This is a genomic window from Modestobacter sp. L9-4 (assembly GCF_019112525.1).
In the GTDB taxonomy this organism is placed as follows: Bacteria; Actinomycetota; Actinomycetes; order Mycobacteriales; family Geodermatophilaceae; genus Modestobacter.
Genome location: NZ_CP077800.1, coordinates 3,876,904 through 3,898,720 on the forward strand (window position 1 = coordinate 3,876,904; position 21,817 = coordinate 3,898,720).

Below are 21,817 nucleotides of genomic sequence, written 5' to 3' on the forward strand. Positions count from 1 at the left end.
CACCACCAGCCCGGGGTGGGCACGACCACCCGGTCGCCTACCGTGGCCGGGTGACCGTGCGGCGCTTCTTCTACGACACCGAGTTCATCGAGGACGGCACCACGATCGACCTGGTGTCGATCGGGGTGGTCGACGAGACCGGCCGGGAGTTCTACGCCGTCAGCACCGAGTTCGACCCCGACCGGGCCATCCCGTGGGTGCGCCGCAACGTCCTGGACCAGCTGCCGCCCCCGGCCGACAAGGCGTGGCGCAGCCGCCAGCGGATCAAGGAGGACCTGCTGTCCTTCCTCACCGCGCCGGGCGGGGAGATCGAGCTGTGGGCCTGGTTCGCCGCCTACGACCACGTCGCGCTGGCCCAGCTGTGGGGCGCGATGCCGGCGCTGCCGCGGTCGATCCCGCGGTTCACCCGCGAGCTGCGCCAGCGCTGGGACGACGCCGGCCAGCCGGCCCTGCCCCCCAAGCCGGCCGGCACCCACGACGCGCTGGTCGACGCCCGCTACAACCTCACCCGCTGGCAGGTCATCGAGGCCGCCAGGTCCTGACGGTGGCGGGGGCGAGCGCCACCAGCACGCCGCCCTCCGCTGGACCCCACCTCGCCGACCGCGACGTGGCACCGACCCGGCGGACCCGCCCTCTGGCGCCGCGAGAGCGACAGCGTGCGCTGAGGCCGGGTCCACGGCGCGGGGAGGCGGCCTCAGCGCACACCGTGGCCGGGAACGGGGACGGGGCCGCCGGCAGCTGAGCGCTGCCGACGGCCCCGTCCCGGGCGGTGCCCGCTAGACCGTGAAGACGTTGATCAGGCGGGTCAGCTCACCGGAGAGCTGGTCCAGCTCCCGGGCCGCGGTCCGGGCGTGGTCGACGTCGGCCGCGGTGCGGTCGGCGTCGGTGGTGACGTCGTTCATCGTCTCGGTGACCGAGGTGGCGCCGTCGGCGACCGAGCTGACGCTGCGGGACAGCTCGTTGGTGACCGCCGTCTGCTCCTCCACCGCGCTGGCGATGGTGGTCTGGTGGTCGTTCATCTCCCGGATGACCGCCACGATCTGGCTGATCGAGCCGACCGCGGCGCTGGTGTCGGCCTGGATCGACTGCACCCGCTGGTGGATCTCCTCGCTGGCCCGTGAGGACTCCTGGGCCAGCTCCTTGACCTCGGTGGCCACGACGGCGAAGCCCTTGCCGGCCTCCCCGGCGCGGGCGGCCTCGATGGTCGCGTTGAGCGCCAGCAGGTTGGTCTGCTCGGCGACCGCGGAGATGACCTTGACGACGTCGCTGATCTCCCGCGAGCTGGCGCCCAGGGCGGCGATCGCGGTCTCCGTCCGGGCGGCGAGGTCCACCGCGCCCTGGCCCACGTTGCTGGCGTCGCTGGCGCTGCGGGCGATCTCGCGGATCGCCGAGCCCATCTGCTCCGCACCGGCCGCGGCGGAGGAGACGCCGGAGCTGATGTCGGAGGCCGCGGCGTGGGCGTGCCGGGCCTGGTCGCGGCTGCGGGTGGCGCGCTCGCCCAGCCCGTCGGCGATGAGGGAGACCCCCGAGGCCGACGACGCCAGCGAGCCCGCGGCCGCGCCGATGTCCCGGATCGTGCCGGCGACCTTGTCCACGAATCGGTTGAACGCCCCGGCCAGCTCGCCGACCTCGTCGCGGGCGGAGTCGTCGACCCGCTGGGTGAGGTCGCCCTCGCCGTCGGCGATCTCGCTCATCCGGTGCCGCAGCGCGTCCAGCGGTGCGGTGAGCCGGCGGCCCATCGACCAGGCGATCAGGAACCCGGCGACGCCGATCAGGAGCGCGGCGACCACCAGGGCCGTGAACATGGCCGAGCGGCCCTCGCCGAGCCGGGTGACCGGACCGGCGAAGTCGCTGTCCTGGGCGTCGACCACGATCACCCAGTCCCAGGGCTTGTAGTAGGCGACCTGGACGGTGTGGGCCCCGGTGGCGGCGTCGCGGTAGCGGACGGTGGCCTGCGCGCCGTCCTCCAGGCCGACGGCGGCAGCGACGACGTCGGCGACGTAGGTCTTGCCGTCGGCGTCCTTCGCGTCGAGCAGGTTGCTGCCCTCGGTGGACTCGTCCTTGCCGATGAGCACCGTGCCGGCCCGGTCACCGGTGCCACCGAGCGCCCAGACCGTGCCGTGCTCGCCGGCGGTGGTGGTCTGCAGGCTCTCGCGCAGGGCCGGGAGGTTCTCCTGCTTGACGCCCACGTAGAGCATGCCGATCACCTGGTTGGCGGCGTCGAACAGCGGCTGGTAGGCCGTGACGTACCAGGAGTCGACGACGAACGCCGTCCCGCGGTAGGTCTGGCCGGCCAGGACGGCGGAGATGACGGCGTTCGGTGCGCTGTTGGCGCCGACCGCGGGGATGTAGGTGCCGATGGCGCGGCTGCCGGTGGCGCTGACGACGTTCGTGGCGACGCGCAGCATGTCGCCGGCGGGGTTGATCCGCTGGAAGACCGTTGCGGTGCCGCCGACGAGGGCCTGCACCTGGTCGACCACGGGCGTCGGCTGCGCGACGTCGGCGTTCTGGCCCAGCCACGTCGGGCCGACCTGGACGCGGGGCAGCGCGACCGGGGTCACCTCGTTGGTCACCTGGTTCTTGGCGTCCCACGCGACGGTGTTGCGGTTGGCGGGGCCGAGGTTCAGCCCGCCGTTCTGCTGCAGCACGTAGTCCGCGACCTGCAGGTCGGCGTCGACGGTGGCCGCGGTCGACTCGCCCTGGGTCGCGACGACGTCGTACACGCCGTCGGCGGTCTGCTCGATGCTGTGGTCGACCAGGTCCTGGACGTCGGCCCGGGCGTCGTCGGCGAACCGGCCGCTCTGCCAGGCGCTCACCCCGACCATGGCCGTGCCGGTGACCGCGATGCTGGCGACGGCCAGCGCCACCACCCTGGTCCTGATGCCCCTGCGCACTGCTGCCCCCTGGACTGCTCCTCCGGGGCGGGAGATCCCGCCTCGGGTCCCTCCTCGGCAGCCGCGTCGATCACCGGTACCGGTCCGGCCGGAGCGGCCCGTGGACGCCGCCCGCCGGGGCGCGGGCCGCCGGTACCCTCGTGTCGTGAGCCTCCCCGAAGCCGCTGAGCTGCCGCCGGACCTGGACCGGTGGCGGGAGCTGCCCGCCGCCCAGCAGCCGGAGTGGCCCGACCGCGCCGCACTGGACGCGGTGCTGGCCACCCTGACGACCGTGCCGCCGATCGTGGCGCCGGCCGAGGTCGACACCCTGCGGGCCCAGCTGGCCGACGTCGCGCAGGGGAAGGCGTTCCTGCTGCAGGGCGGTGACTGCGCGGAGACCTTCGACCTCAACACCGAGCCGCACCTCCAGGCCACCACCCGCACGCTGCTGCAGATGGCCGTCGTCCTCACCTACGGCGCGAGCGTGCCGGTGGTCAAGGTCGGCCGGGTGGCCGGGCAGTACGCCAAGCCGCGGTCGTCGAACACCGACGCGCTCGGGCTGCCCTCCTACCGCGGCGACATGGTCAACTCGCTGAACCCGGTGCTCGAGGAGCGGATCCCGGACCCCAACCGGCTGGTGCGCGCCTACGCCAACTCCGCGGCGGCGATGAACATGATCCGGGCCTACGCCCGCGGTGGCATGGCCGACCTCAACGCGGTGCACGAGTGGAACCGCGACTTCGTGGCCAGCTCCCCGGCCGGGGTCCGCTACGACGTCATCGCCAAGGAGATCGACCGGGCGCTGGCGTTCATGCGGGCCTGCGGCATCGACTCCGAGGCGATGCGCGGGGTGGAGCTGTTCAGCAGCCACGAGGCGCTGATCCTGGACTACGAGCGCGCCCTGCTGCGCGTGCACGAGGGCCGCCCCTACGCGCTGAGCGGGCACTTCGTCTGGGTGGGGGAGCGCACCCGCCAGATGGACGGCGCCCACATCGAGTTCGCCTCGAAGCTGGCCAACCCGATCGGGGTCAAGATCGGCCCGGGCACCACGCCGGAGCAGGCCACCGAGCTGGTCGAGCGGCTGGACCCCGAGGGCCTGCCCGGCCGGCTCACCCTGATCAGCCGGATGGGCAACGGGAAGATCCGCGACGTCCTGCCGGCCATCGTGGAGAAGGTCACCGCCAGCGGCCACCAGGTCGTGTGGCAGTGCGACCCGATGCACGGCAACACCCACGAGTCGCCCAGCGGCTACAAGACGCGGCACTTCGACCGGGTGGTCGACGAGGTGCTCGGCTTCTTCGACGTCCACCGCGGGCTGGGCACCTGGCCCGGCGGCATCCACGTCGAGCTCACCGGTGAGGACGTCACCGAGTGCCTCGGCGGGGCGATGGAGATCAGCGACGACGACCTCAACAGCCGGTACGAGACCGCCTGCGACCCGCGGCTGAACACCGGGCAGTCGCTGGAGCTGGCGTTCCTCGTCTCCGAGATGCTGCGCTCGTGACGACGTCCGACTCCGGCGCGGTCGACCTGCGCTCGGACACCCTCACCCGGCCCACGCCCGCCATGCGCGCGGTGATGGCCGAGGCCGAGGTCGGCGACGACGTCTACGGCGAGGACCCGACGGTCAACGCCCTGGAGGAGCAGGTCGCTGACCTGTTCGGCCACGAGGCGGGGCTGTTCGTGCCCAGCGGCACGATGGGCAACCAGATCGGCCTGCGGCTGGTCTGCGAGCCCGGCCAGGAGGTCCTCGGCGACGCCGACGCGCACGTCTTCACCTACGAGATGGGCGCCGCGGCCGCGCTGTTCGGGCTGTCCTCGCGCACGGTCGTCTCCGGCAGCGGTGGTGGCGGGTACGGCGACGCCGGCACCGTGTCGGCCGACCAGCTCATCGCCCAGGTCCGCCCGAAGGACGACTGGCACCTGACGTCGACCGCGGCGGTGGCCGTGGAGAACACCCACAACCGCGGCGGCGGGCTGGTGCAGCCGCTGGCGGAGCTGGAGAAGCTCTGGGAGTGGTCCCGCGGGGCCGGCGTCAACGTGCACCTGGACGGCGCCCGGATCTGGAACGCGCACATCGCCTCGGGCGTGCCGCTGTCGACCTACGGCCGGCTCGCCGACACCGCCTCGGTCTGCCTGTCCAAGGGCCTCGGCGCCCCGATCGGCTCGGTGCTGGTGGCCAGCGCGGAGCGGATCGCCGCGGCCCGGCTGTGGCGCAAGCGGCTCGGCGGCGGCATGCGGCAGGTCGGCGTCCTCGCCGCGGCCGGTGTCTATGCCCTCGACCACCACCTCGAGCGGCTGGCCGAGGACCACGAGCACGCCCGGCTGCTGGCCGACCTGCTCGGCGCCGACCCGGCGCGGGTGCACACCAACATGGTCGTGCTCGACGACGTGGACGCCGGGACCGTGGTGCCCGCCGCCCGTGCGCAGGGGGTCCTGGTGGGGCACGTCAGCGCCCGGCGGATCCGGCTGGTCACCCACCTGGACGTCGACCGCGCCGGCGTCGAGCGCGCCGCGAAGGTGCTCGGCGAGCTCATCGCCCGCTGACGTCCCCCGCTCCGCTGCCGGTGGGCGGCACGGGGCGCCGCGGCTCGCGGTCGCCGGTCGGGTCGGGGGGCGGCTCCCACGAGGGCAGGACCTCCAGTGCGCCGTGGTGCCACATCCAGACGTGGGCGTACCGGTCGAGCAGCGGCGTCCGGTACCAGGCCCGCACCCACCACGGCACCCGGTCCAGGTGGGCCGCCAGGCGGTGTCCTGGCGGGAGCCAGTCCCAGCCCGGCAGCACGCCCGGCGGGGGCACCCAGGCACCCGGGCTGAACTCGGTCATCGCGCCCCTCCGTCGGTCGGCGCCCATCGTCGTCCTGGTGCGGTGGGATCTGCGATCTCGTGGCGTCCCGGGCCCGGTGGCCACGAGAGCGCAGATCTCGTCGAACCCGGCCCGGGCAGACTGCGGGGCCGGGCCGTCCGCGGGGTGCGGACGACCCGGCCCCGGCCGGTGACAGGACTCAGTAGGCGCTGAAGAGCAGGTCGTTGGCGGCCGTCCGGGTCGTGTTCACCCGGTCCTTGGTGGTGGCGCCCAGGACGGCGGCCGATACGGTCGCCGGGGTCGCCGCCGGGTGGCCCTGCAGGTAGAGGGCGGCCACGCCGGCCACGTGCGGGGTGGCCATCGACGTCCCGCTGATGGTGTTGGTCGCGGTGGTGGAGGTGTACCAGTCGCTGGTGATGCCCACGCCGGGGGCGAACAGGTCGACGCAGCTGCCGTAGTTGCTGAAGGAGGCCGGGGCGTCGGTGCGGTCGGTGGCGCCCACGGTCAGCGCGGACGGCACCCGGGACGGCGAGCCGCCGCAGGCGTCCTGCGGGACCCCGCGGGCGTCGCCGTTGCCGGCGGCCACCGCGTAGGTGACCCCGTCGGCGATCGACCGGGAGACGGCGGCGTCGACGGCGGTGCTGACCCCGCCGCCCAGGCTCATGTTCGCCACGGCCGGGGCGCCGGCGGTGTGGTCGGCGGTGACCCAGTCGATGCCGGCGATCACCCCGGCGTTGGTGCCGCTGCCCGCGCAGTCCAGCACCCGCACGCCCACCAGCCGGACGCCCTTCGCGACGCCGTAGCGGGTGCCGCCGACCGTGCCGGCGACGTGGGTGCCGTGGCCGTTGCAGTCGTCGGCGCTGCCGCCGTCCACGGCGTCGTAGCCGGAGACCGCCCGGCCGCCGAGGTCGCTGTGACCGAACCGGATGCCGGTGTCGATGACGTAGGCGGTGACCCCTGCGCCGGTGGCGGCGTAGCTGAAGCTGCCCGACAGCGGCAGGGCGCGCTGGTCGAGACGGTCCAGGCCCCAGGTGGCGCTGGTCTGGGTGGCGGCCAGCTGCACCGGCCGGTCCTGCTCCACCGACGCGACGCCGGGCAGCGTGGACAGCCGGCCGGCCACCGAGGTGGGCAGGGTGACGGCGAAGCCGGTCAGCGCCGCGGTGTAGACGTGGTCGACCTCGCCACCGAGGCGGGCGACCGCCTGGGTCGCGATGGTCGCGGCCGGGGAGCCGGGGGTGAGGCTCACGATGTAGGTCTCCATCGCCTGCGGGGCGGCGGAGGCGGTGCCGGCACCGGCCCCGCTCACGGCCAGGACGGCGACGGCGCCGAGGGCCAGCGTGGTCAGACGAGTGCGCATGGTCGGTGAGCTCTCCTCGATCCGGGGGTCCGCACGCTCAGGTACGGAACGGACACGACGAGTGAAACCCGGCGGTCTCGGAGGCGGAAGCCCTGGCCCGGTGGGATCGATTGCGCCCGGCGCGTCACCGGAGCTGGGCGTGTCCGCCCACCCCGGCGAGCTGACCTGCGGCGACACCGTCCCGCAGGGCGCTGGGCAGGGCGATGTCGCGGGCGTGTCCGCCGTCCTCGCCGGGTGTCTCGACCACCCCCGGCACGCCCTGGACGGCGGGGGTGGGCCAGCAGCTCGGCGGGGGCCCCGGCACCGACCGAGCCGGCACCGACCGAGCCGGCACCGACCGAGCCGGCACCGACCGAGCCGGCACCGATCGAGCCGGCACCGATCGAGCCGGCTGCGATCGAGCCGGTGCCGATCGTGGCGTGCCGGTCACGGGGCGCAGGTCAGCCGAACGTCGCCAGGATGGTCACGGTGGTGCCGAGGTCGACGGTCTCGCCGGCGGCGGGGTTCTGCCGGATGACCTTGTTGCCGAAGAACTGCTGCACCTCGACCTTCAGACCGGCCTCGCGCAGCACCTGCTCGGCGTCGTCGCGGCTCCGGCCGGTCACCTCGGGCACGGCCACCTGGGGCAGGCCCTCGGAGACGGTGATGGTGACCTGGCTGCCGTAGGCCTGGGGGTCGCCACCGGGGGCGGGGCTGACCGCCATGACCGCGCCCTTCGCGACCGTGGCGCTGCGGCCGGGAGCGCTCTGCACGGTGAACCCGAGCTGCTCCAACGTCGACCGGGCGGCGTCCGGCGACTGGCCGACGACGTTGGGCACCACGACGGGCGCCCGGCCGGAGGACACCGTCACGGTGACGGTGTCGCCGGTCTTGAGGTCGGTGCCCGGCGCCGGGGTGAAGCCGATGACGCTGCCGGCCGGGACGCGGTCGCTGGTGTCCTGCGCCTGGGCGACGGTCACGCCGGGCAGCGCGCTGGCCAGCTGGGGCAGCACCGCGTCCAGCGGCTGGCCGACCAGCTCCGGGGCGACCCGGAAGCGCTGCGGGCCCAGGGAGACCACCAGGTGGACGTCGCTGCCGCGGATCGCCTCACCCTGCGCGGGGTCGGCGGAGATGACGGCGTCCTTCGGGACGTCCTCGCTGTAGGCCTGATCGCCGAGCTCCGGGTCCAGCCCGGCCTCCTGCAGCATGCCGATGGCGGTGGCGCGGTCCTTGCCCACCAGGTCGGGGACGTCGGTCCAGCGCCCCGAGCCCAGCCACCAGGCGACCGCGCCGATGGTGACGGCCAGCAGCAGCACCAGCGTGACGGCGAAGCGTGCCCGGCGGCGGCGGATGTGCTGCGGCACGCCGGGGCGCACCGGGGAGGGGCGCGCGCGGCCCACCGCGGTGGTGGGGCCGCCGCCCATGCCCGGCAGGACGGTGGTGCCCCGGCTGCGGTCGGGCCGCACGCCGTTCATCACCTCGGTGCGCGGGTCGCCGTCGGGGGAGGTGTGCCGCGCGCCCGGGGAGCTGGGGTGCCGGGGACGCGGTGCAGTGGGGCGGGGGACCGGACGCAGGGTCGCGGTGGGGTCGCCGGCCGGGCGGCCGGTGGGCACCGGGACCCGGGCCAGGCCCAGGTCGGCGCGCAGGTCGGTGAGCTCGGCCAGGAAGGCGCCGGCGTCCAACGGCCGGCCGGCCGGGTCGCGCCGGGTGGTGCGCGCGACCAGCTCGTCGACCTGCCACGGCACGCCGGGCACCTCGGCCGAGGGAGCCGGGACGTCGTGGTGGACGTGCTGGTAGGCCACGGCCAGCGCGCTGTCGCCGACGTAGGGCGGGTGGCCGGTGAGCAGCTCGTAGAACATCACGCCGGCGGCGTAGACGTCGCTGCGGGCGTCGCTGCGGCCGCGCTCGAGCTGCTCGGGGGACAGGTAGGCGACGGTGCCGATGAGCACGCCGCCGGTGTGGCTGGTCTGGCCGGTGCCGGCCACGGCGCGGGCCAGACCGAAGTCGGCGACCTTGACCTGGCCGTCGGTGGCGATCAGCACGTTCTCGGGCTTGACGTCGCGGTGGGCGATGCCCGCGCGGTGCGCGGCGGTCAGCCCGGCCAGCACCGGCTCCAGCACGGCGAAGGCCTCGCCGACGGTCAGCCGGCCGCGGGCCTGCAGCAGGTCGCGCAGCGTGCGCCCGCGCACCAGCTCCATGACCAGGAAGACCAGCCCCTGGTCGGAACCCTGGTCGCTGACGGAGACGACGTTGACGTGGCTGAGCATCGCGGTGGCCCGCGCCTCACGGGTGAACCGGTCGACGAACGCCGGGTCGTGGGCCAGGTGCTCGGCCATCACCTTCACCGCGACCGTGCGGTGCAGGCGCAGGTCGGTGGCGGAGTAGACGGTGGACATGCCGCCGCGCGCCAGGCGCTCCTCGAGGCGGTAGCGCCCCTCGAGGACGAGGCCGACCACGGGGTCGGTCACGACGGTCTCCACGCCGGCGAGTCTAGGAGGGCGACCCCCGCCCGGGAGGGGACGACGCGGGCCGTCAGGTCACGGGACGGACACCTGTCGACGGGAGTGACCAGGTGGACGCGTGGGACGACGCCACGTGGTCGCCGCGGGCCGGGAGTGGCCAGTGGGACGCCCGGGGGACGACGGCGCGCCACGCGGGCGTCCAGCCCGGGCACCCGGTGCGGACCGGTGCGCGGACGGCGACTGGTCGCGGGGTGCGCGAGGTGTCCGGTCCACACGGCTCCATGGTGTGCGCTGACCCTGTGCGCAGCCCACCAGGAGGGCACGCCACGCCGTCCGGGCCGCCCGACCGCGGGTCCGGAGGGCGCCATAGGCTCAGCCGTCATGGACACGCTCACCCCCGCTGAGGTCGCCGCGCAGCTCGGCGTCTCGACCAACAAGGTCCGCCAGCTGATCGCCGAGCGGAAGCTGATGGCGGTGCCCGGCAGCGGCAACAGCAAGATCCCCGCCGACTTCATCCAGGACGGCGCCGTCCTCAAGCACCTGCCCGGCCTGCTCACCGTGCTCTACGACGGCCGCTTCAGCGACGAGGAGGCGTTCGCCTGGCTGTTCGAGGCCGACGACTCCCTGCCGGGCACCCCGGTCGAGGCGCTGCGCGGTGACCGGCACACCGAGGTCACCCGCCGGGCCCAGGCCCTCGCGCTCTGACGCCCTCCCGCTGACGCCCTGCCACTGACGTCCTGCCGCTGACGCCTGGCTGCCGGCGCGCGGGCGTCAGCGGCCGGTGCCCACCCGGGCGAGCTGTGCCGCGGTGAGCCGGTGGGCGAAGACGGCCAGCCGGCGCGGCTTCGACACCCGCACCCGGCCGTCGAGCACCCGGTACCCCGCCCGCTCGATCTCGGTCAGGATGCCGCCGTAGAGGTCGGTCGCGGCGCGCACGCAGTCCCGCGACTCCCGGGCCAGCATCGGCGTGCCCAGCGCGGCGTCGTCGTAGCGGCGACGGGTGAGGGCCACCATCTCCCGCATCAGCTCGGTGAAGCCCGGGGTGTGCTGACGCGCGGCGAGCTGCTCGCGGGTGACCCCGTGCGCGGCCATCATGTCCTCGGGCAGGTAGACCCGGCCCCGGTCGACGTCCTCGGCGACGTCCCGGAGGAAGTTGGTCAGCTGGAAGGCCTCGCCGAGCGCGATGGCGTGCGGCGCGGCCTCCTCGCGGGCCACCCCGGGCGCGGTGCCGAGGACCGGGAGCACCTGTAGCCCGATGACCGACGCCGAGCCCCACATGTAGCGGTCCAGTGCGGCGATGTCGGCGTAGCCGGTGACGTCGAGGTCGCTGGTCATCGCGGCCAGGAAGTCGACCAGGTGCTCCATCGGGATGTCGTACCGGCGGTAGGTGTGCACCAGGGCCAGCCGCACCGGGTCGTCGGACCAGCCCGCCTCGACCTCCTCCAGCGCGGCCCGCGACCAGGTCAGCAGCTCGCCCTCGGGGTCGCGGCCGAGCTCGTCGGCGCCGACGTCGACGATGTCGTCGGCCACCCGGGCGGCGGCGTAGAGCGCGTGTACCGCTGACCGGCGGTCGGGGGTGAGCAGCCGGGTGGCCAGGAAGTAGGACTTGCCGTGCTCGGCGGCGATCGACCGGCACACCGCGTAGGCGGCGTCCAGCTGCTCCTGCTGCGCGGCGCGGGTCGCGGGGGGCCGACCGGTCACGCCTGCACCGGGCCGGTGATCCGCTCCGCGGCGAGCCGGCCGCTGATCACGACCATGGGCACGCCGACCCCCGGCTGCACCGACGACCCGGCCAGGACGACGTTCTCCGGGCCGCTGCGGGGCAGCGTGGAGGGTCGGAACGGGCCGGTCTGGCCGAAGGTGTGCGCGAGGGCGAACGGCGTGCCGGCCACCATGCCCTGGGCCTCCCAGTCGCGGGGGTCCAGCAGCTCCTCCACCTCGATGGCGTCGCCGATGCCGGTCCAGCCGCGCGCCTCGAGGGTGGCCAGCAGCTCGTCGCGGTAGGGGCCGCGCAGCCGGGGCCAGTCGATGTCGGGGTTGCCACCGCTGCGCGGGTCGAGGTTCGGGGTGGGGGCGACGACGCTGAGCACCTGCCCGCCCTCGGGGGCCAGCGAGCGGTCGGTCACCGACGGCATGCTGATGAGCAGGCTCGGGTCGCTCATCGGCCGCCCGTCGCGGGTCAGCTCGTCGAACACCTGCTGCCAGGACTCCCCGAAGCTGATCGTGTGGTGCGCCTGACCGGGCAGCTCCGCCTTCACCCCCAGGTGCAGCGCCACGCAGGACGGCGAGTAGACCGGCCGGCGCGGACCCCGGAGCCCGGGCACCAGCCGGTGCGGGGCGTCGGCGGTGACCACCACGGCGTCGGCGGGCAGCAGGTCGCCGCCGGCCAGCGCCACCCCGGTCACCCGGCCGCCGGAGACCTCCAGCCGGTCGACCTCGGTGCCGTAGCGGAACTCGACGCCGGCCGTGGCCGCCGCCGCTGCCATGGCGCGGGGGACGGCGCCGATCCCGCCCTGCGGGTGCCAGACCCCGGCACCGATGTCGAGCTGGGCGATGACGGCGTAGGCGGCGATCGCCTTGAACGGCGACACCCCGGCGTAGAGGGCCTGGAAGCTGAACAGCCGGCGCAGCCGGTCGTCGGTGAAGAAGCCCGCGACGTGGTGGGAGAGCCGGCGGAAGCCGCCCCGGCGGGCCAGCTGGAGCAGCTCGGGCCCGAGCAGGTCCAGCGGGGAGTCCAGGTTGCGGTCGATGAAGGTGCGCATCTGCAGCTCGTAGAGCTCGGCCAGGTCGTCGAGGTAGCGCAGCAGAGCCGCGGCCTCGCCCGGCCCGCACAGCGCCTCGACCTCGGCGGCGAAGGCGGTGCGGTCGGCGTGCACGTCCAGGTGCGAGCCGTCGGCGAACTGCGCCCGGTAGGTGGTGTCCAGGGGCGTGAGGGTCAGGGTGTCGGCCATCCGCGCGCCGATGGCGGCGAAGGCGCCCTCGACCACCTCGGGGGCGGTGAAGACCGAGGGCCCGGTGTCCAGCGCGTAGCCCCTGCGCTCCACCCGGCCGGCGCGGCCACCCGGGCCGGGGACGCGGTCGACGACGGTGACCTCGCGGCCCGCGCCGCGCAGCCGCATCGCCGCCGACAGCCCGGCCAGGCCGGCGCCGATGACGACGACCCGGTCGGTGGCGCCGGGGACGGTGCGCACGGGACGGTGCAGGAAGCTGTTCACGCGGCGCGGGTGGTGGCGGCGACGGCGAGGGCGTCCAGCGCCTGTCGGGCGTCGGCGGCGATCGGGGCGCGGGCGATGGCGGCCCGGGCCAGGCCGGTCTGCTGGGCGATGCGCTCCTCGACCCGGTCCAGGGCGCCGCTGCGGGACATGAGGGAGCGGACGCCGTCGAGCTCGGACGGGTCGGCGGCGCTGTTGCCCAGGGTGCCGGCGAGCAGGGCCCGGCCGTCGTCGTCGGTGGCCTCCTCGGTGAGGGCGACCAGCAGGGTGCGCTTGCCCTCCCGCAGGTCGTCGTCGACGGACTTGCCGGTGACCGAAGGGTCGCCGAACACGCCCAGGACGTCGTCGCGCAGCTGGAAGGCCTCGCCCAGCGGGAGGCCGATGGCGCTGCAGACCTCCATCGCGTCGGGTCCGGCGCAGGCCAGTGCCGCACCGAGCTGCAGCGGGCGCTGCACGGTGTAGCCGGCGCTCTTGAACCGGGCGACCTTGAGCGCACCGGCCGGGCCGGGCAGCCCGCCGGCGGCGCGCAGCAGGTCCAGGTACTGCCCGGCGGTGACCTCGGTGCGCATCGTGTCCCACACCGGGCGGACCCGGGCCAGGGCGTCGGTGGAGATGCCCGACCGGCGCAGCAGCTCGTCGGACCAGACCAGCGCCAGGTCGCCGACCAGGATCGCCGCGCCGATGCCGAAGGCCGCCCCGTCGCCGTCCAGGGCGTCACCGCCGTGCCGGTCGGCGAACCCGACGTGGGTGGCCGGGCGGCCGCGGCGGGTGTCGGCGGCGTCCATGACGTCGTCGTGCACGAGGGCGGAGCTGTGCACCAGCTCCAGGGCGGCCACCGCCCGCAGCACCGCGTCGTCGGCCTCGGCGCGCGCGCCGGAGGCGGCCACGAAGCCGCGCCAGCCCCAGTAGGCGAACGCCGGGCGCAGCCGCTTCCCGCCGCCGGCGACGGCGGCCACCTCGTCGGCCACCGGCACCAGCTCGGCGGCCATGTCCGCCAGCGTCTGGCGCTGCTCGGTCAGGAAGGTGGAGAGCGCCGCCTCGACCGCGGCGCGCAGCCGGCCCAGGTCGGCGACCGCGAGAGCGGGGCGTCCCGTCGTCTCGGTGGTGCTCCCGGCGGAGGGTTCGCGCTGCTGCGTCCCGGTTGTCACGAGGCGAGTATTGCCCAACTCGGCGTGGCGCGACCTCCACCGGGTGGCGTTCTCCCGCCGGGGTGGGCTGCGCGCACGTAGTCTCGACCCCCGTGACCGGTACCGTTCGCGATCTGCTCTCAGGCGAGCAGCCCACCTGGTCCTTCGAGTTCTTCCCCCCGCGGGACGAGGCCGCCGAGGTCCAGCTGTGGACCGCGCTGCGCCAGCTCGAGCGGCTGCAGCCCTCCTTCGTGTCGGTCACCTACGGTGCCGGCGGCTCCACCCGCGAGGGCACCGTCGCGGCCACCGAGCGGATCGCCGCGGAGACCACGATGCTGCCGCTGGCGCACCTGACGGCCGTCGACCACAGCGTCGCCGAGCTGCGGCACGTGGTCAGCCGGCTGGCCGCGGCCGGGGTGCGCAACCTGCTGGCGCTGCGCGGCGACCCGCCGGGCGCCGACCCGCAGGCCGAGTGGGCCGCGCACCCGCAGGGCCTGCGCTACGCCGCCGAGCTGGTCGAGCTGATCAAGGGCATCGGCGACTTCTCCGTGGGCGTGGCCGCCTTCCCCGAGCGGCACCCGCGCTCGCGCGACCTGGACTCCGACACCGACATGTTCGTGGCCAAGTGCCGCGCCGGTGCCGACTTCGCGATCACCCAGATGTTCTTCCGGGTCGAGGACTACCTGCGGCTGCGCGACCGGGTCTCCGCCCGCGGCTGCGACGTGCCGATCATCGCCGGGGTGATGCCGGTGACCAACGCCCGGCAGATCGCGCGCATCGTGCAGCTGTCCGGGCAGGCGTTCCCCGACGAGCTGGCCGAGCGCTTCGCCGCCCTGGACGGCGACACCCCGGAGCAGAAGCGGGCCATGCGGGCCCTCGGCGTCGAGGTGGCCACGCAGATGTGCCAGACGCTGCTGGCCGAGGGCGTGCCCGGCATCCACTTCATCACCATGAACCGCTCCACGGCCACGCGTGAGGTCTACGCGAGCCTGGCCGGGATCGGCGTCGACACCGGGGCACCGGCCGCGGCCGTCGGCGTCTGAGTCAGCCGCCGAGCAGCTGCTCGGCCTCCTGCGCCGCCCGGCGCAGGCCCTCCCGCTCGGCGGCGTAGCCCCCGGCCACGCCGATGACCGGCAGCTGGGCCAGGGCGCGGTGCCGGAGCTTGCCCTTGGGGCGGGCGTCCAGGGCGTCGTCGATGCGGCCCAGCAGCCGGGCGGCCCGCCAGAGGCTGCGGGCCACGCCGTCCACCCCGGAGCGGTCGGTGCCCAGCGCCTCGTCGACGTAGCTGCCCTTGGCGCGGACCAGCAGCGGGGTGACCCGGTCGGCGGGCAGGTCGCGGTCCAGCAGCACCCGGGCCAGCAGCGAGATGCGGGCGGCGGGGTCGTCGACGTCGTGCTCGCCGGCCACCCCGAGGACGACGAGGGCCTGCACCGCCGAGCCGACCGTGTTCTGCAGCGGCAGCAGGTCGGCGAGCTTCCCGGCCAGCCGGGGTGCGGCGGAGACACCCGCGGCGACCCGGCCCACCGTCTCGGCCCACCAGGCGGCGCGCTGCGCGGTGGGCGCCTCCGGCGGGCGGCCCAGGCGCCGGGCCAGCGGGGTCAGCCCGCGGTCGACCCGGCGGAGGACGTCGACGACGACGGCGTCACTGATCGGTGCGGCCACGGGGACCGACCGTAGGGGGAGGCGGGCGCCGCCGCGCGGCGGGCTCCGCACAGGAGGCCGTCGTACGGTGGCCGCGTGCGACGACGGCGGAGCGGTGCAGCCCGCCGGTGGGCCGTCGTCGGGAGCGGCGTCGCCGTCCTGCTCTCGCTGCCCTCGCTGATCGGCGCGCTGCCGGCCTCCGACGCCGGCACGCCCGCGGCCGACCTGCGCCGGGCCGCGCTGGCCTCGACCGGCGTCGCCTTCTCCGGGTACGCCCAGGCCGCCGGTGGGCTGGCCCTGCCGGTGGGGGAGCAGCTGACCGGGGTCGCGGACCTGCTGAGCGACCGGACGACGATGCGCACCTGGTACCGCGGTCCGGCCGACTGGCGGGTCGACGTCGTCTCGCCCACCGGGGAGACCGGGGTGCACGCCGATGCCAGTGGCACCTGGACCTGGGACTACGTCGCCAACGCGGCCACCCGCACCCCCCAGACGGCCCTCGCGCTGCCGACCGCCCCGGACCTGCTGCCCAGCGCGCTGGGGCGCCGGCTGCTGTCGGAGGCCGGCGACGGCGAGCTCAGCCGCTTCGGCGCCGACCGGGTCGCCGGCCGCGACGCGCTGGGGCTCCGGGTGGTGCCGGCGGACCAGGCCTCCTCCGTCGGCCGGGTCGACGTGTGGGTCGACGCCGCCAGCGGGGTGCCGCTGCGGGTGCAGGTGTTCGGCGAGGCCGGCGGTGAGCCCGCGGTCGACACGTCCTTCCTGGAGCTCGACCTCGGCACCCCGGCGGCCGACGTCGTCGACTTCACGCTGCCGCCCGCCGCGGAGCTCCGCGCCGGGCAGGACCCCCAGCTGCTGCAGGCCGCCACCCGGGGCACCCGCGGCGTCCTCGCGCTGCCCGACGTCCTGGCCGGGCTGGACCGCCGCAGGATCGACGGCGCGCCCGCCACGGTCGGCGTCTACGGCCGCGGCGTCACGCTGCTGACCGTCAGCCCGCTGCCCGGCCGCGCGGCCGCCGGCCTGCGCAGCGCCCTGGCCGACGCCCCCGGCGCGGTGGTCGACGACCTGGGCGTGCGGATCGCCGCCGGCCCGCTGGGGCTGATGCTCGCCGACGGACCCGACGGGACGGTGCTGCTCACCGGCACCGTCACCCTCGACGCGCTGGCCGCCGCGGCCGGCGAACTGACCGGAGGAACCTCCTGAGCACCGTCATCGGCACCACCGGCCTGGTCAAGCGGTACGGGCGGCTGCGCGCGGTCGACGGCATCGACCTGGACGTGCGCGCCGGCGACGTCTACGGCTTCCTCGGCGCGAACGGCTCGGGCAAGACGACCACCGTGCGGATGCTGCTCGGGCTGGTGCTGCCCACCGAGGGGGAGGTGCAGCTGCTCGGCGAGCCGATGCCGAAGCGGGCACGAAAGGTGCTGCCCCGGGTGGGCGCGCTGATCGAGGGGCCGGCGCACTACGGCCACCTCCCGGCCCGGGCCAACCTGTCGCTGTTCGACGCCGCCGGGCCCGGTGGCTCCCGCCGCACCCGCACGGCGCGGATCGACACGGTGCTGGAACAGGTCGGCCTGGCCGGGGTGGGCCGGCGGCCGGTGAAGGACTTCTCCCTCGGCATGCGGCAGCGGCTGGGGCTGGGTGCGGCGCTGCTGCGGCGGCCCGAGCTGCTGGTGCTCGACGAGCCCACCAACGGCCTGGACCCGCAGGGCATCCACGAGATCCGCGACCTGCTGCTGGACCTCAACCGCGGCGGGACGACGGTCTTCCTGTCCAGCCACCTGCTGGCCGAGGTCGAGCAGCTGTGCACCCGGGTCGGCGTGCTCGACCGCGGGCGGCTGGTGCTGCAGGACCAGCTGGCCACGCTCACCGCGCCCACCGGCGCGACGATCGTCGAGACCCCCGACCCCGACCGGGTGCGCGCCGCGCTCGACGGCCGGGTGCTGCGCACCACCGACGGGCGGGCGGTGGTGCGCGGTGCGGACCCGGCCGAGGTCAACGCCGCGCTGGTCGCCGCTGGGGTGCCGGTGACCGGGCTGGCGCTGGAACGGCCGAGCCTGGAGGAGGTGGTGCTGGCCGCGGCGAGCACCAGCGCCGACCGGGTCGACGCCCCGGGCGAGCGGTCGCGCCGGTGATCGCCGTCGAGCTGCGGAAGCTGTTCCGCCGTCCCCGCACCTGGGTGACGATCGCCCTGCTCAACGCCCTCCCCGTGCTGGTGGCCGTGCTGCTGGCGGTCACCGACCTGGCGCCGCGGCCGGGGGAGGGGCCGGTGTTCCTCTCCGCCGTGCTCACCAACGGCACGCTCTACCCGCTGGCGGCGCTGGCCATCGTGCTGCCGCTGTTCCTGCCGATCGCGGTCTCCGTGGTGGCCGGTGAGTCGATCGCCGGGGAGGCCCAGGCCGGCACGCTGCGGTACCTGCTGGCCCGCCCGGCCGGGCGCACCCGGCTGCTGGTGGCCAAGCTGGTCGCGGTGATCGCCTTCGTGCTGGTCACCGTGGTGATCGTGGCCGCGGTCGGCTACGTCACCGGTCAGCTGCTCTTCGACGTCCAGCCGATCGGTGGGACGACGCTGTCGGGCACCCCGATCACCGCCCAGGACATCACCGGGCGCACGCTGCTGGCGATCGGCTACATCACCGTCTCGATGCTCGGGGTGGCCGCGTTCGCGCTCTTCTTCTCCACCCTCACCGACTCGCCACTGGCCGCGGCGCTGGGTGCGCTGGCGGTGCTCATCGCCTCGTCGCTGCTGTTCACCCTGGACGCGGCGTCGTCCTTCGCGCCCTACCTGCCCACCCGCTACTGGCTGGCCTTCGTCGACCTGTTCCGGGAGCCGGTCCTGTGGCGGGACCTCGTGCGCGGCGTCGCGCTGCAGGCGGTGTACGTGGTGGTGCTCACCGGTGCCGCCTGGGCCAACTTCACCACCAAGGACATCACCTCCTAGCGGCCCCGCCGCCCCTCGGCCCCGGCGCAGGGGCGGGGGGCGGCGGGGTCCTCGACCAGAGGGTGAAGCGGGCGACGTCGGAGCGCAGGTCGGCCGACATGCGGGCCAGCTCGGCGACCGCGCCGCGGGTCTGGCTCAGCGCCTGGGTGGTGTCCCCGGCGGCGGCCGACACCCCGGAGATGGTGCGGGCGATCTCGGTCGACCCACCCGCGGCCTGCTGCACCGAGCGGGCCATCTCGTTGGTCGTGGCGGTCTGCTCCTCCACGGCCGAGGCGATGGTCAGCTGGAAGGCGTCGACCTGGCCGACCACCGTCTGGATGCGGTCGATGGCGGCGACCACGCCCGAGGTGTCGGTCTGGATGGACTCGACCCGGCGGGCGATGTCCTCGGTGGCCCGGGCGGTCTCGGCGGCCAGCTCCTTGACCTCGCCGGCCACCACCGCGAAGCCACGGCCGGCCTCGCCGGCGCGGGCGGCCTCGATGGTGGCGTTCAGCGCGAGCAGGTTCGTCTGGGCGGCGATCGCGGTGATGGTCTTGACCACCGCGCCGATCTCCTCGCTGGAGGTGCCCAGCCGGGCGATGGTGGCGTCCGTGGCCCGCGCCTCGGCGACCGCGTCGGCGGCGGCCCGGGCGGCGCCGGAGGCGTTCTGGCTGATCTCCCGGATCGAGGCACCCATCTCCTCGGCACCCGCGGCGACCGTGGCGACGTTCCGGGACACCTCGCCGGCGGCGTCGGTGACGACCTCGGACCGGGTCGCGGTCTGCTCCGCGGCGGCGGCGATCTGGGCGGAGGACGCGCTGAGCTCCTCCGCGGAGGCGGCGACGGCGTCGGCGGTGGCGGTGACCGAGGTCAGCACGGTGCGCAGCTCGGCCACGGCGTCGTCCAGTGCCGCGGCGGTGGCGCCGACCTCGTCACGGGAGGTCACCCCGGCGGTGCGGGTCAGGTCGCCGGCGGCCAGCCCCTCGGCGGTCCACTGCACGCGCCGCAGGCCCCCGGTGATGCCGCGGGCCACCAGCCGGCCGACGACCAGGGCGGCGGCGACGCCCACGGCGAGGACCACGCCCAGCAGCAGCCGGGTCGACCCGTACTGCGCCGTCGCCTCGGCCGCGCTGTCGGCGGCGGCCTGCCGGCGCTGGGCGGCGAGCTCGTCGAGCTGGGCCATGACGCCCTTGGCGACCGGGGAGATCGTGGCCTCGCGCGCAGCCGACCAGGCGGAGAGGTCACCGGCGTCGGCGAGGGCGTCGAGGGTCACCATGCCGGCCTTGTAGTCGTCGATGCCGCCGAGGACCTGCTGCACCAGGGCGCGGCCGGCGTCCGAGGGGTGCGTCCCCAGGTAGCGGTCGGCGGCGGCGGCCAGGTCGGTGTAGGCGGCGTTCCGGCTGGTCAGGTAGGTCGCGCGGACGGCCGGGTCGGTGGCGACGGCGTAGTTGGTGCCCGAGAGCCGGATGGCGTAGAAGTCGGCGCGCATGGACTCGACCTCCGCGGTGCCGACCAGCTCGTCGCGGTACATCGAGTCGGTGGCCTGGGCGGTGTGCCCGAGGCTGCGCAGGCCCAGCACGCCGACGAGGACGGCGACGAGGGCGGCGAGCCCGACGACTGCGGTGATCTTGGTGGTGACACCCGTCCGGTGGAACGCGGACGAGGTGGTGGGGGCGGGCACGGGTGGCCTCCTGGCCTAGGTGACGCGTTGTGTCGACGTCGTTGCCCAATGCAATGTCCTCGAGGGCGGTGGGCATGTCCTGATCACGGCGGTCCCATCCCAACTGGTCAGCCCGTGCGCGACCGGGCGCAGTCGCAGCGAGGACGTCAGCCGCTGACGGGCGGTCCGGTGGGCGCGCAGACCCCGGGCCGTACCGTCGGCACCATGGAGATGCAGGACCTGCACGGCAAGACAGCGGTCATCACCGGGGCGTCCAGCGGCATCGGGGACGCCACCGCGCGGCTGCTCGTGAGCGAGGGCGTGCACGTGGTGCTGGCCGCCCGCCGCCGCGACCGGCTCGAGGCGCTGGCCGCCGACCTCGGCGACCAGGCCACGGTGGTCGAGACCGACGTCGCGGACCCGTCTGCCGTCGCGGCCCTGTTCGCCGAGGTCCGGACCCGCTTCGGGGGCCTGGACCTGCTGGTCAACAACGCCGGGCTGGGCATCAACGCCCCGTTCGAGACCAGCGACCCGGCCGACTGGAAGACGATGATCGACGCCAACCTCTACGGCGTCCTGAACTGCACCCAGGCCGCGATCCCGCTGCTGCGCGGCCGGGACGGCGCGATGATCTCCTCGGTCTCCAGCGTCGGCGGCCGCCACGGCGCGGCGGACTGGTCGGTCTACAGCGCCACCAAGTTCGCCGTCGTCGGCTTCCACGACGCACTGCGCAAGGAGCTGGGCCCCGACCGGATCCGGGTGTCGGTGATCGAGCCGGGTGCGGTGTGGACCGAGTTCGGCGAGAACGTCAGCGAGGCCATCCAGGCCCGGCGGGAGAGCCTGGACGCGCTGGCGGCCGCCGACGTCGCCCAGGCGCTCGTCTTCGCCTTCGCCCAGCCGGGCAACGTGCTCATCCAGGAGGTCCTGATGCGTCCGGTGCTGCAGGTCGCTCCCTGACCTCAGCCCTGGCGGAGCCGCGCGCAGTCGTCCGGGCCCAGCTGCACGGGCGGGCCGGCGGCCAATTCGGCGAGCACGATGCCCTGCACGACGGCGTCGGTGGGCAGCTGGCCGTGCGCCACGGTCGAGTCCGCGCACACCGACTGCACGGTCAGGTCCAGGGCACCGGCCAGGTCGGCGGAGTCCGGCGGGGTGACGGTCTGGTCGACGGTGCTCCACACCGACACCCAGTCCGGCCCGTCGGGGGTCTCGTCGCCGGCGTTGAGCCGGGCCAGCAGCTCGCTGCCGGTGGTGAGCTGCTGGCAGGCCTGCGGACACTCCGCCGGCAGGACCCCGGCGGCGAGGTCGGCCAGCGTCGTCCCGTGGTGCGGTGAGCCCAGGGTGACGACCCGCCGGGCCTGGTCGGCCCCACCGTCGGCGGCCCACAGCCGGGCGATGACCCCGCCGGCGGAGTAGCCCACGACGTCCACGCTGCCGGCGCCGGTGCGCGCCAGCGCGTCGTCCACCGCCTCGCCCAGCGCCTCGGCGGACGCTGCGATGTCGCCGGTGCCGCCGTCGGGGACGGGGACGACGGTGGCGTCGCGGCCGGTGGCGGTGAGCCGGTCGGCGAGCACCTGCAGCGAGGTCGTGGAGCCCCCGTAGCCGGGCACCAGCAGCACCGGGCCCGGGGTCTGCTCCGCGGCCGGCGCCGTCCGGGTCCCGCCCGGGCCGTTCAGCCGGGGGACGACGACGGCGGCGGCGATCCCGGCCACGGCGACCACCAGGACGGCGAGGACGGCCAGCACCAGGCGGCGGCGGGCGGGGGAGAGGCCGGCGAACACCCCAC

20 protein-coding genes are annotated in these 21,817 nt (G+C 75.4%); 9 read left to right on the top strand and 11 right to left on the bottom strand.

What is annotated here, in order from left to right; all coding sequences use genetic code 11:
- The first annotated feature begins 50 nt into the window (after positions 1-50).
- Entirely contained in the window at positions 51-542 is a 492-nt protein-coding gene (locus KUM42_RS18390; RefSeq protein ID WP_237493964.1) for a polyadenylate-specific 3'-exoribonuclease AS, read from the top strand.
- A gap of 234 nt (positions 543-776) precedes the next feature.
- Here KUM42_RS18390 and KUM42_RS20345 read toward each other — a convergent pair whose 3' ends face one another.
- Positions 777-2,867 (bottom strand): methyl-accepting chemotaxis protein, encoded by a 2,091-nt coding sequence (locus KUM42_RS20345; RefSeq protein WP_304610715.1) that lies wholly within the window; start codon positions 2,865-2,867, stop codon positions 777-779.
- Positions 2,868-3,039: 172 nt separating this feature from the next.
- Here KUM42_RS20345 and KUM42_RS18405 point away from each other — a divergent pair, with 172 nt between their 5' ends.
- Both KUM42_RS18405 and KUM42_RS18410 read left to right on the top strand, forming a co-directional pair.
- Positions 3,040-4,377 (top strand): class II 3-deoxy-7-phosphoheptulonate synthase, encoded by a 1,338-nt coding sequence (locus KUM42_RS18405; protein WP_237493965.1) that lies wholly within the window; start codon positions 3,040-3,042, stop codon positions 4,375-4,377.
- Complete coding sequence (locus KUM42_RS18410) at positions 4,374-5,420, top strand: low specificity L-threonine aldolase (protein ID WP_237493966.1); 1,047 nt, start codon at positions 4,374-4,376, stop codon at positions 5,418-5,420. Before KUM42_RS18405 ends, KUM42_RS18410 begins: the two co-directional genes overlap by 4 nt.
- Here KUM42_RS18410 and KUM42_RS18415 read toward each other — a convergent pair.
- From KUM42_RS18415 to pknB, 4 genes are all read right to left on the bottom strand, one after another.
- Positions 5,407-5,700: a hypothetical protein gene (locus tag KUM42_RS18415; protein WP_237493967.1), complete on the bottom strand. Its 294-nt coding sequence runs from the start codon at positions 5,698-5,700 to the stop codon at positions 5,407-5,409. The two genes, KUM42_RS18410 and KUM42_RS18415, sit on opposite strands and share 14 nt — an antisense overlap.
- Positions 5,701-5,878: 178 nt before the next feature.
- Positions 5,879-7,036, bottom strand: a complete 1,158-nt coding sequence (locus tag KUM42_RS18420) for a S8 family peptidase (RefSeq protein ID WP_237493968.1) — start codon at positions 7,034-7,036, stop codon at positions 5,879-5,881.
- Positions 7,037-7,160: 124 nt separating this feature from the next.
- On the bottom strand, positions 7,161-7,283 hold the full coding sequence (locus KUM42_RS20200; protein WP_255557519.1) for a hypothetical protein: 123 nt from the start codon (positions 7,281-7,283) through the stop codon (positions 7,161-7,163).
- A gap of 193 nt (positions 7,284-7,476) precedes the next feature.
- Positions 7,477-9,495 carry a Stk1 family PASTA domain-containing Ser/Thr kinase gene (gene pknB / locus KUM42_RS18425; RefSeq protein ID WP_237493969.1) on the bottom strand — a complete coding sequence of 673 codons (2,019 nt, stop codon included), beginning with the start codon at positions 9,493-9,495 and terminating at the stop codon, positions 7,477-7,479.
- A 363-nt stretch (positions 9,496-9,858) separates the two neighbouring features.
- Here pknB and KUM42_RS18430 point away from each other — a divergent pair, with 363 nt between their 5' ends.
- Positions 9,859-10,182, top strand: coding sequence for an Rv2175c family DNA-binding protein (locus tag KUM42_RS18430; RefSeq protein ID WP_237493970.1), 324 nt, complete (start codon positions 9,859-9,861; stop codon positions 10,180-10,182).
- A gap of 66 nt (positions 10,183-10,248) precedes the next feature.
- On the opposite strand, the gene KUM42_RS18435 is transcribed toward KUM42_RS18430, so the two are convergent.
- From KUM42_RS18435 to KUM42_RS18445, 3 genes are read right to left on the bottom strand one after another with little or no spacing between them, the layout of a single operon-like run.
- Positions 10,249-11,178, bottom strand: a complete 930-nt coding sequence (locus KUM42_RS18435) for a phytoene/squalene synthase family protein (protein WP_237493971.1) — start codon at positions 11,176-11,178, stop codon at positions 10,249-10,251.
- Positions 11,175-12,692: a phytoene desaturase family protein gene (gene crtI / locus KUM42_RS18440; protein ID WP_237493972.1), complete on the bottom strand. Its 1,518-nt coding sequence runs from the start codon at positions 12,690-12,692 to the stop codon at positions 11,175-11,177. The genes KUM42_RS18435 and crtI overlap by 4 nt, the downstream gene beginning before the upstream one ends.
- The gene (locus tag KUM42_RS18445) at positions 12,689-13,837 is read right to left on the bottom strand and encodes a polyprenyl synthetase family protein (RefSeq protein ID WP_237493973.1); all 1,149 of its coding nucleotides are present in this window, start codon (positions 13,835-13,837) and stop codon (positions 12,689-12,691) included. Before KUM42_RS18445 ends, crtI begins: the two co-directional genes overlap by 4 nt.
- Before the next feature lie 92 nt (positions 13,838-13,929).
- On the opposite strand from KUM42_RS18445, the gene metF reads away from it, so the two are divergent.
- Positions 13,930-14,859, top strand: coding sequence for a methylenetetrahydrofolate reductase [NAD(P)H] (metF, locus tag KUM42_RS18450; RefSeq protein WP_237493974.1), 930 nt, complete (start codon positions 13,930-13,932; stop codon positions 14,857-14,859).
- Between the two features lies 1 nt (position 14,860).
- Here metF and KUM42_RS18455 read toward each other — a convergent pair whose 3' ends face one another.
- On the bottom strand, positions 14,861-15,478 hold the full coding sequence (locus tag KUM42_RS18455; protein ID WP_237493975.1) for a hypothetical protein: 618 nt from the start codon (positions 15,476-15,478) through the stop codon (positions 14,861-14,863).
- A gap of 75 nt (positions 15,479-15,553) precedes the next feature.
- On the opposite strand from KUM42_RS18455, the gene KUM42_RS18460 reads away from it, so the two are divergent.
- Genes KUM42_RS18460 through KUM42_RS18470 form a run of 3 tightly spaced genes read left to right on the top strand, consistent with a single transcriptional unit; the run spans position 15,554 to position 18,395 of the window.
- Positions 15,554-16,657: a sigma-E factor regulatory protein RseB domain-containing protein gene (locus tag KUM42_RS18460; RefSeq protein WP_237493976.1), complete on the top strand. Its 1,104-nt coding sequence runs from the start codon at positions 15,554-15,556 to the stop codon at positions 16,655-16,657.
- Positions 16,658-16,701: 44 nt separating this feature from the next.
- Positions 16,702-17,589 (top strand): ABC transporter ATP-binding protein, encoded by an 888-nt coding sequence (locus KUM42_RS18465; protein ID WP_255557597.1) that lies wholly within the window; start codon positions 16,702-16,704, stop codon positions 17,587-17,589.
- Entirely contained in the window at positions 17,586-18,395 is an 810-nt protein-coding gene (locus KUM42_RS18470; RefSeq protein ID WP_237493978.1) for an ABC transporter permease, read from the top strand. The genes KUM42_RS18465 and KUM42_RS18470 overlap by 4 nt, the downstream gene beginning before the upstream one ends.
- Here KUM42_RS18470 and KUM42_RS18475 read toward each other — a convergent pair.
- Positions 18,385-20,055 carry a methyl-accepting chemotaxis protein gene (locus KUM42_RS18475; protein ID WP_237493979.1) on the bottom strand — a complete coding sequence of 557 codons (1,671 nt, stop codon included), beginning with the start codon at positions 20,053-20,055 and terminating at the stop codon, positions 18,385-18,387. The genes KUM42_RS18470 and KUM42_RS18475 overlap by 11 nt on opposite strands.
- Positions 20,056-20,259: 204 nt before the next feature.
- On the opposite strand from KUM42_RS18475, the gene KUM42_RS18480 reads away from it, so the two are divergent.
- Positions 20,260-20,991 carry an SDR family oxidoreductase gene (locus KUM42_RS18480; RefSeq protein WP_237493980.1) on the top strand — a complete coding sequence of 244 codons (732 nt, stop codon included), beginning with the start codon at positions 20,260-20,262 and terminating at the stop codon, positions 20,989-20,991.
- A 2-nt stretch (positions 20,992-20,993) separates the two neighbouring features.
- On the opposite strand, the gene KUM42_RS18485 is transcribed toward KUM42_RS18480, so the two are convergent.
- Positions 20,994-21,812 carry a triacylglycerol lipase gene (locus KUM42_RS18485; protein WP_237493981.1) on the bottom strand — a complete coding sequence of 273 codons (819 nt, stop codon included), beginning with the start codon at positions 21,810-21,812 and terminating at the stop codon, positions 20,994-20,996.
- Between the last annotated feature and the right edge of the window lie 5 nt (positions 21,813-21,817).

Bases quoted from the DNA above. Each gene is read 5' to 3' on its own strand.
- KUM42_RS18420 (WP_237493968.1), bottom strand. From the start codon at position 7,036: ATGCGCACTCGTCTGACCACGCTGGCCCTCGGCGCCGTCGCCGTCCTG.
- KUM42_RS18430 (WP_237493970.1), top strand. From the start codon at position 9,859: ATGGACACGCTCACCCCCGCTGAGGTCGCCGCGCAGCTCGGCGTCTCG.
- KUM42_RS18480 (WP_237493980.1), top strand. From the start codon at position 20,260: ATGGAGATGCAGGACCTGCACGGCAAGACAGCGGTCATCACCGGGGCG.
- KUM42_RS18415 (WP_237493967.1), bottom strand. From the start codon at position 5,700: ATGACCGAGTTCAGCCCGGGTGCCTGGGTGCCCCCGCCGGGCGTGCTG.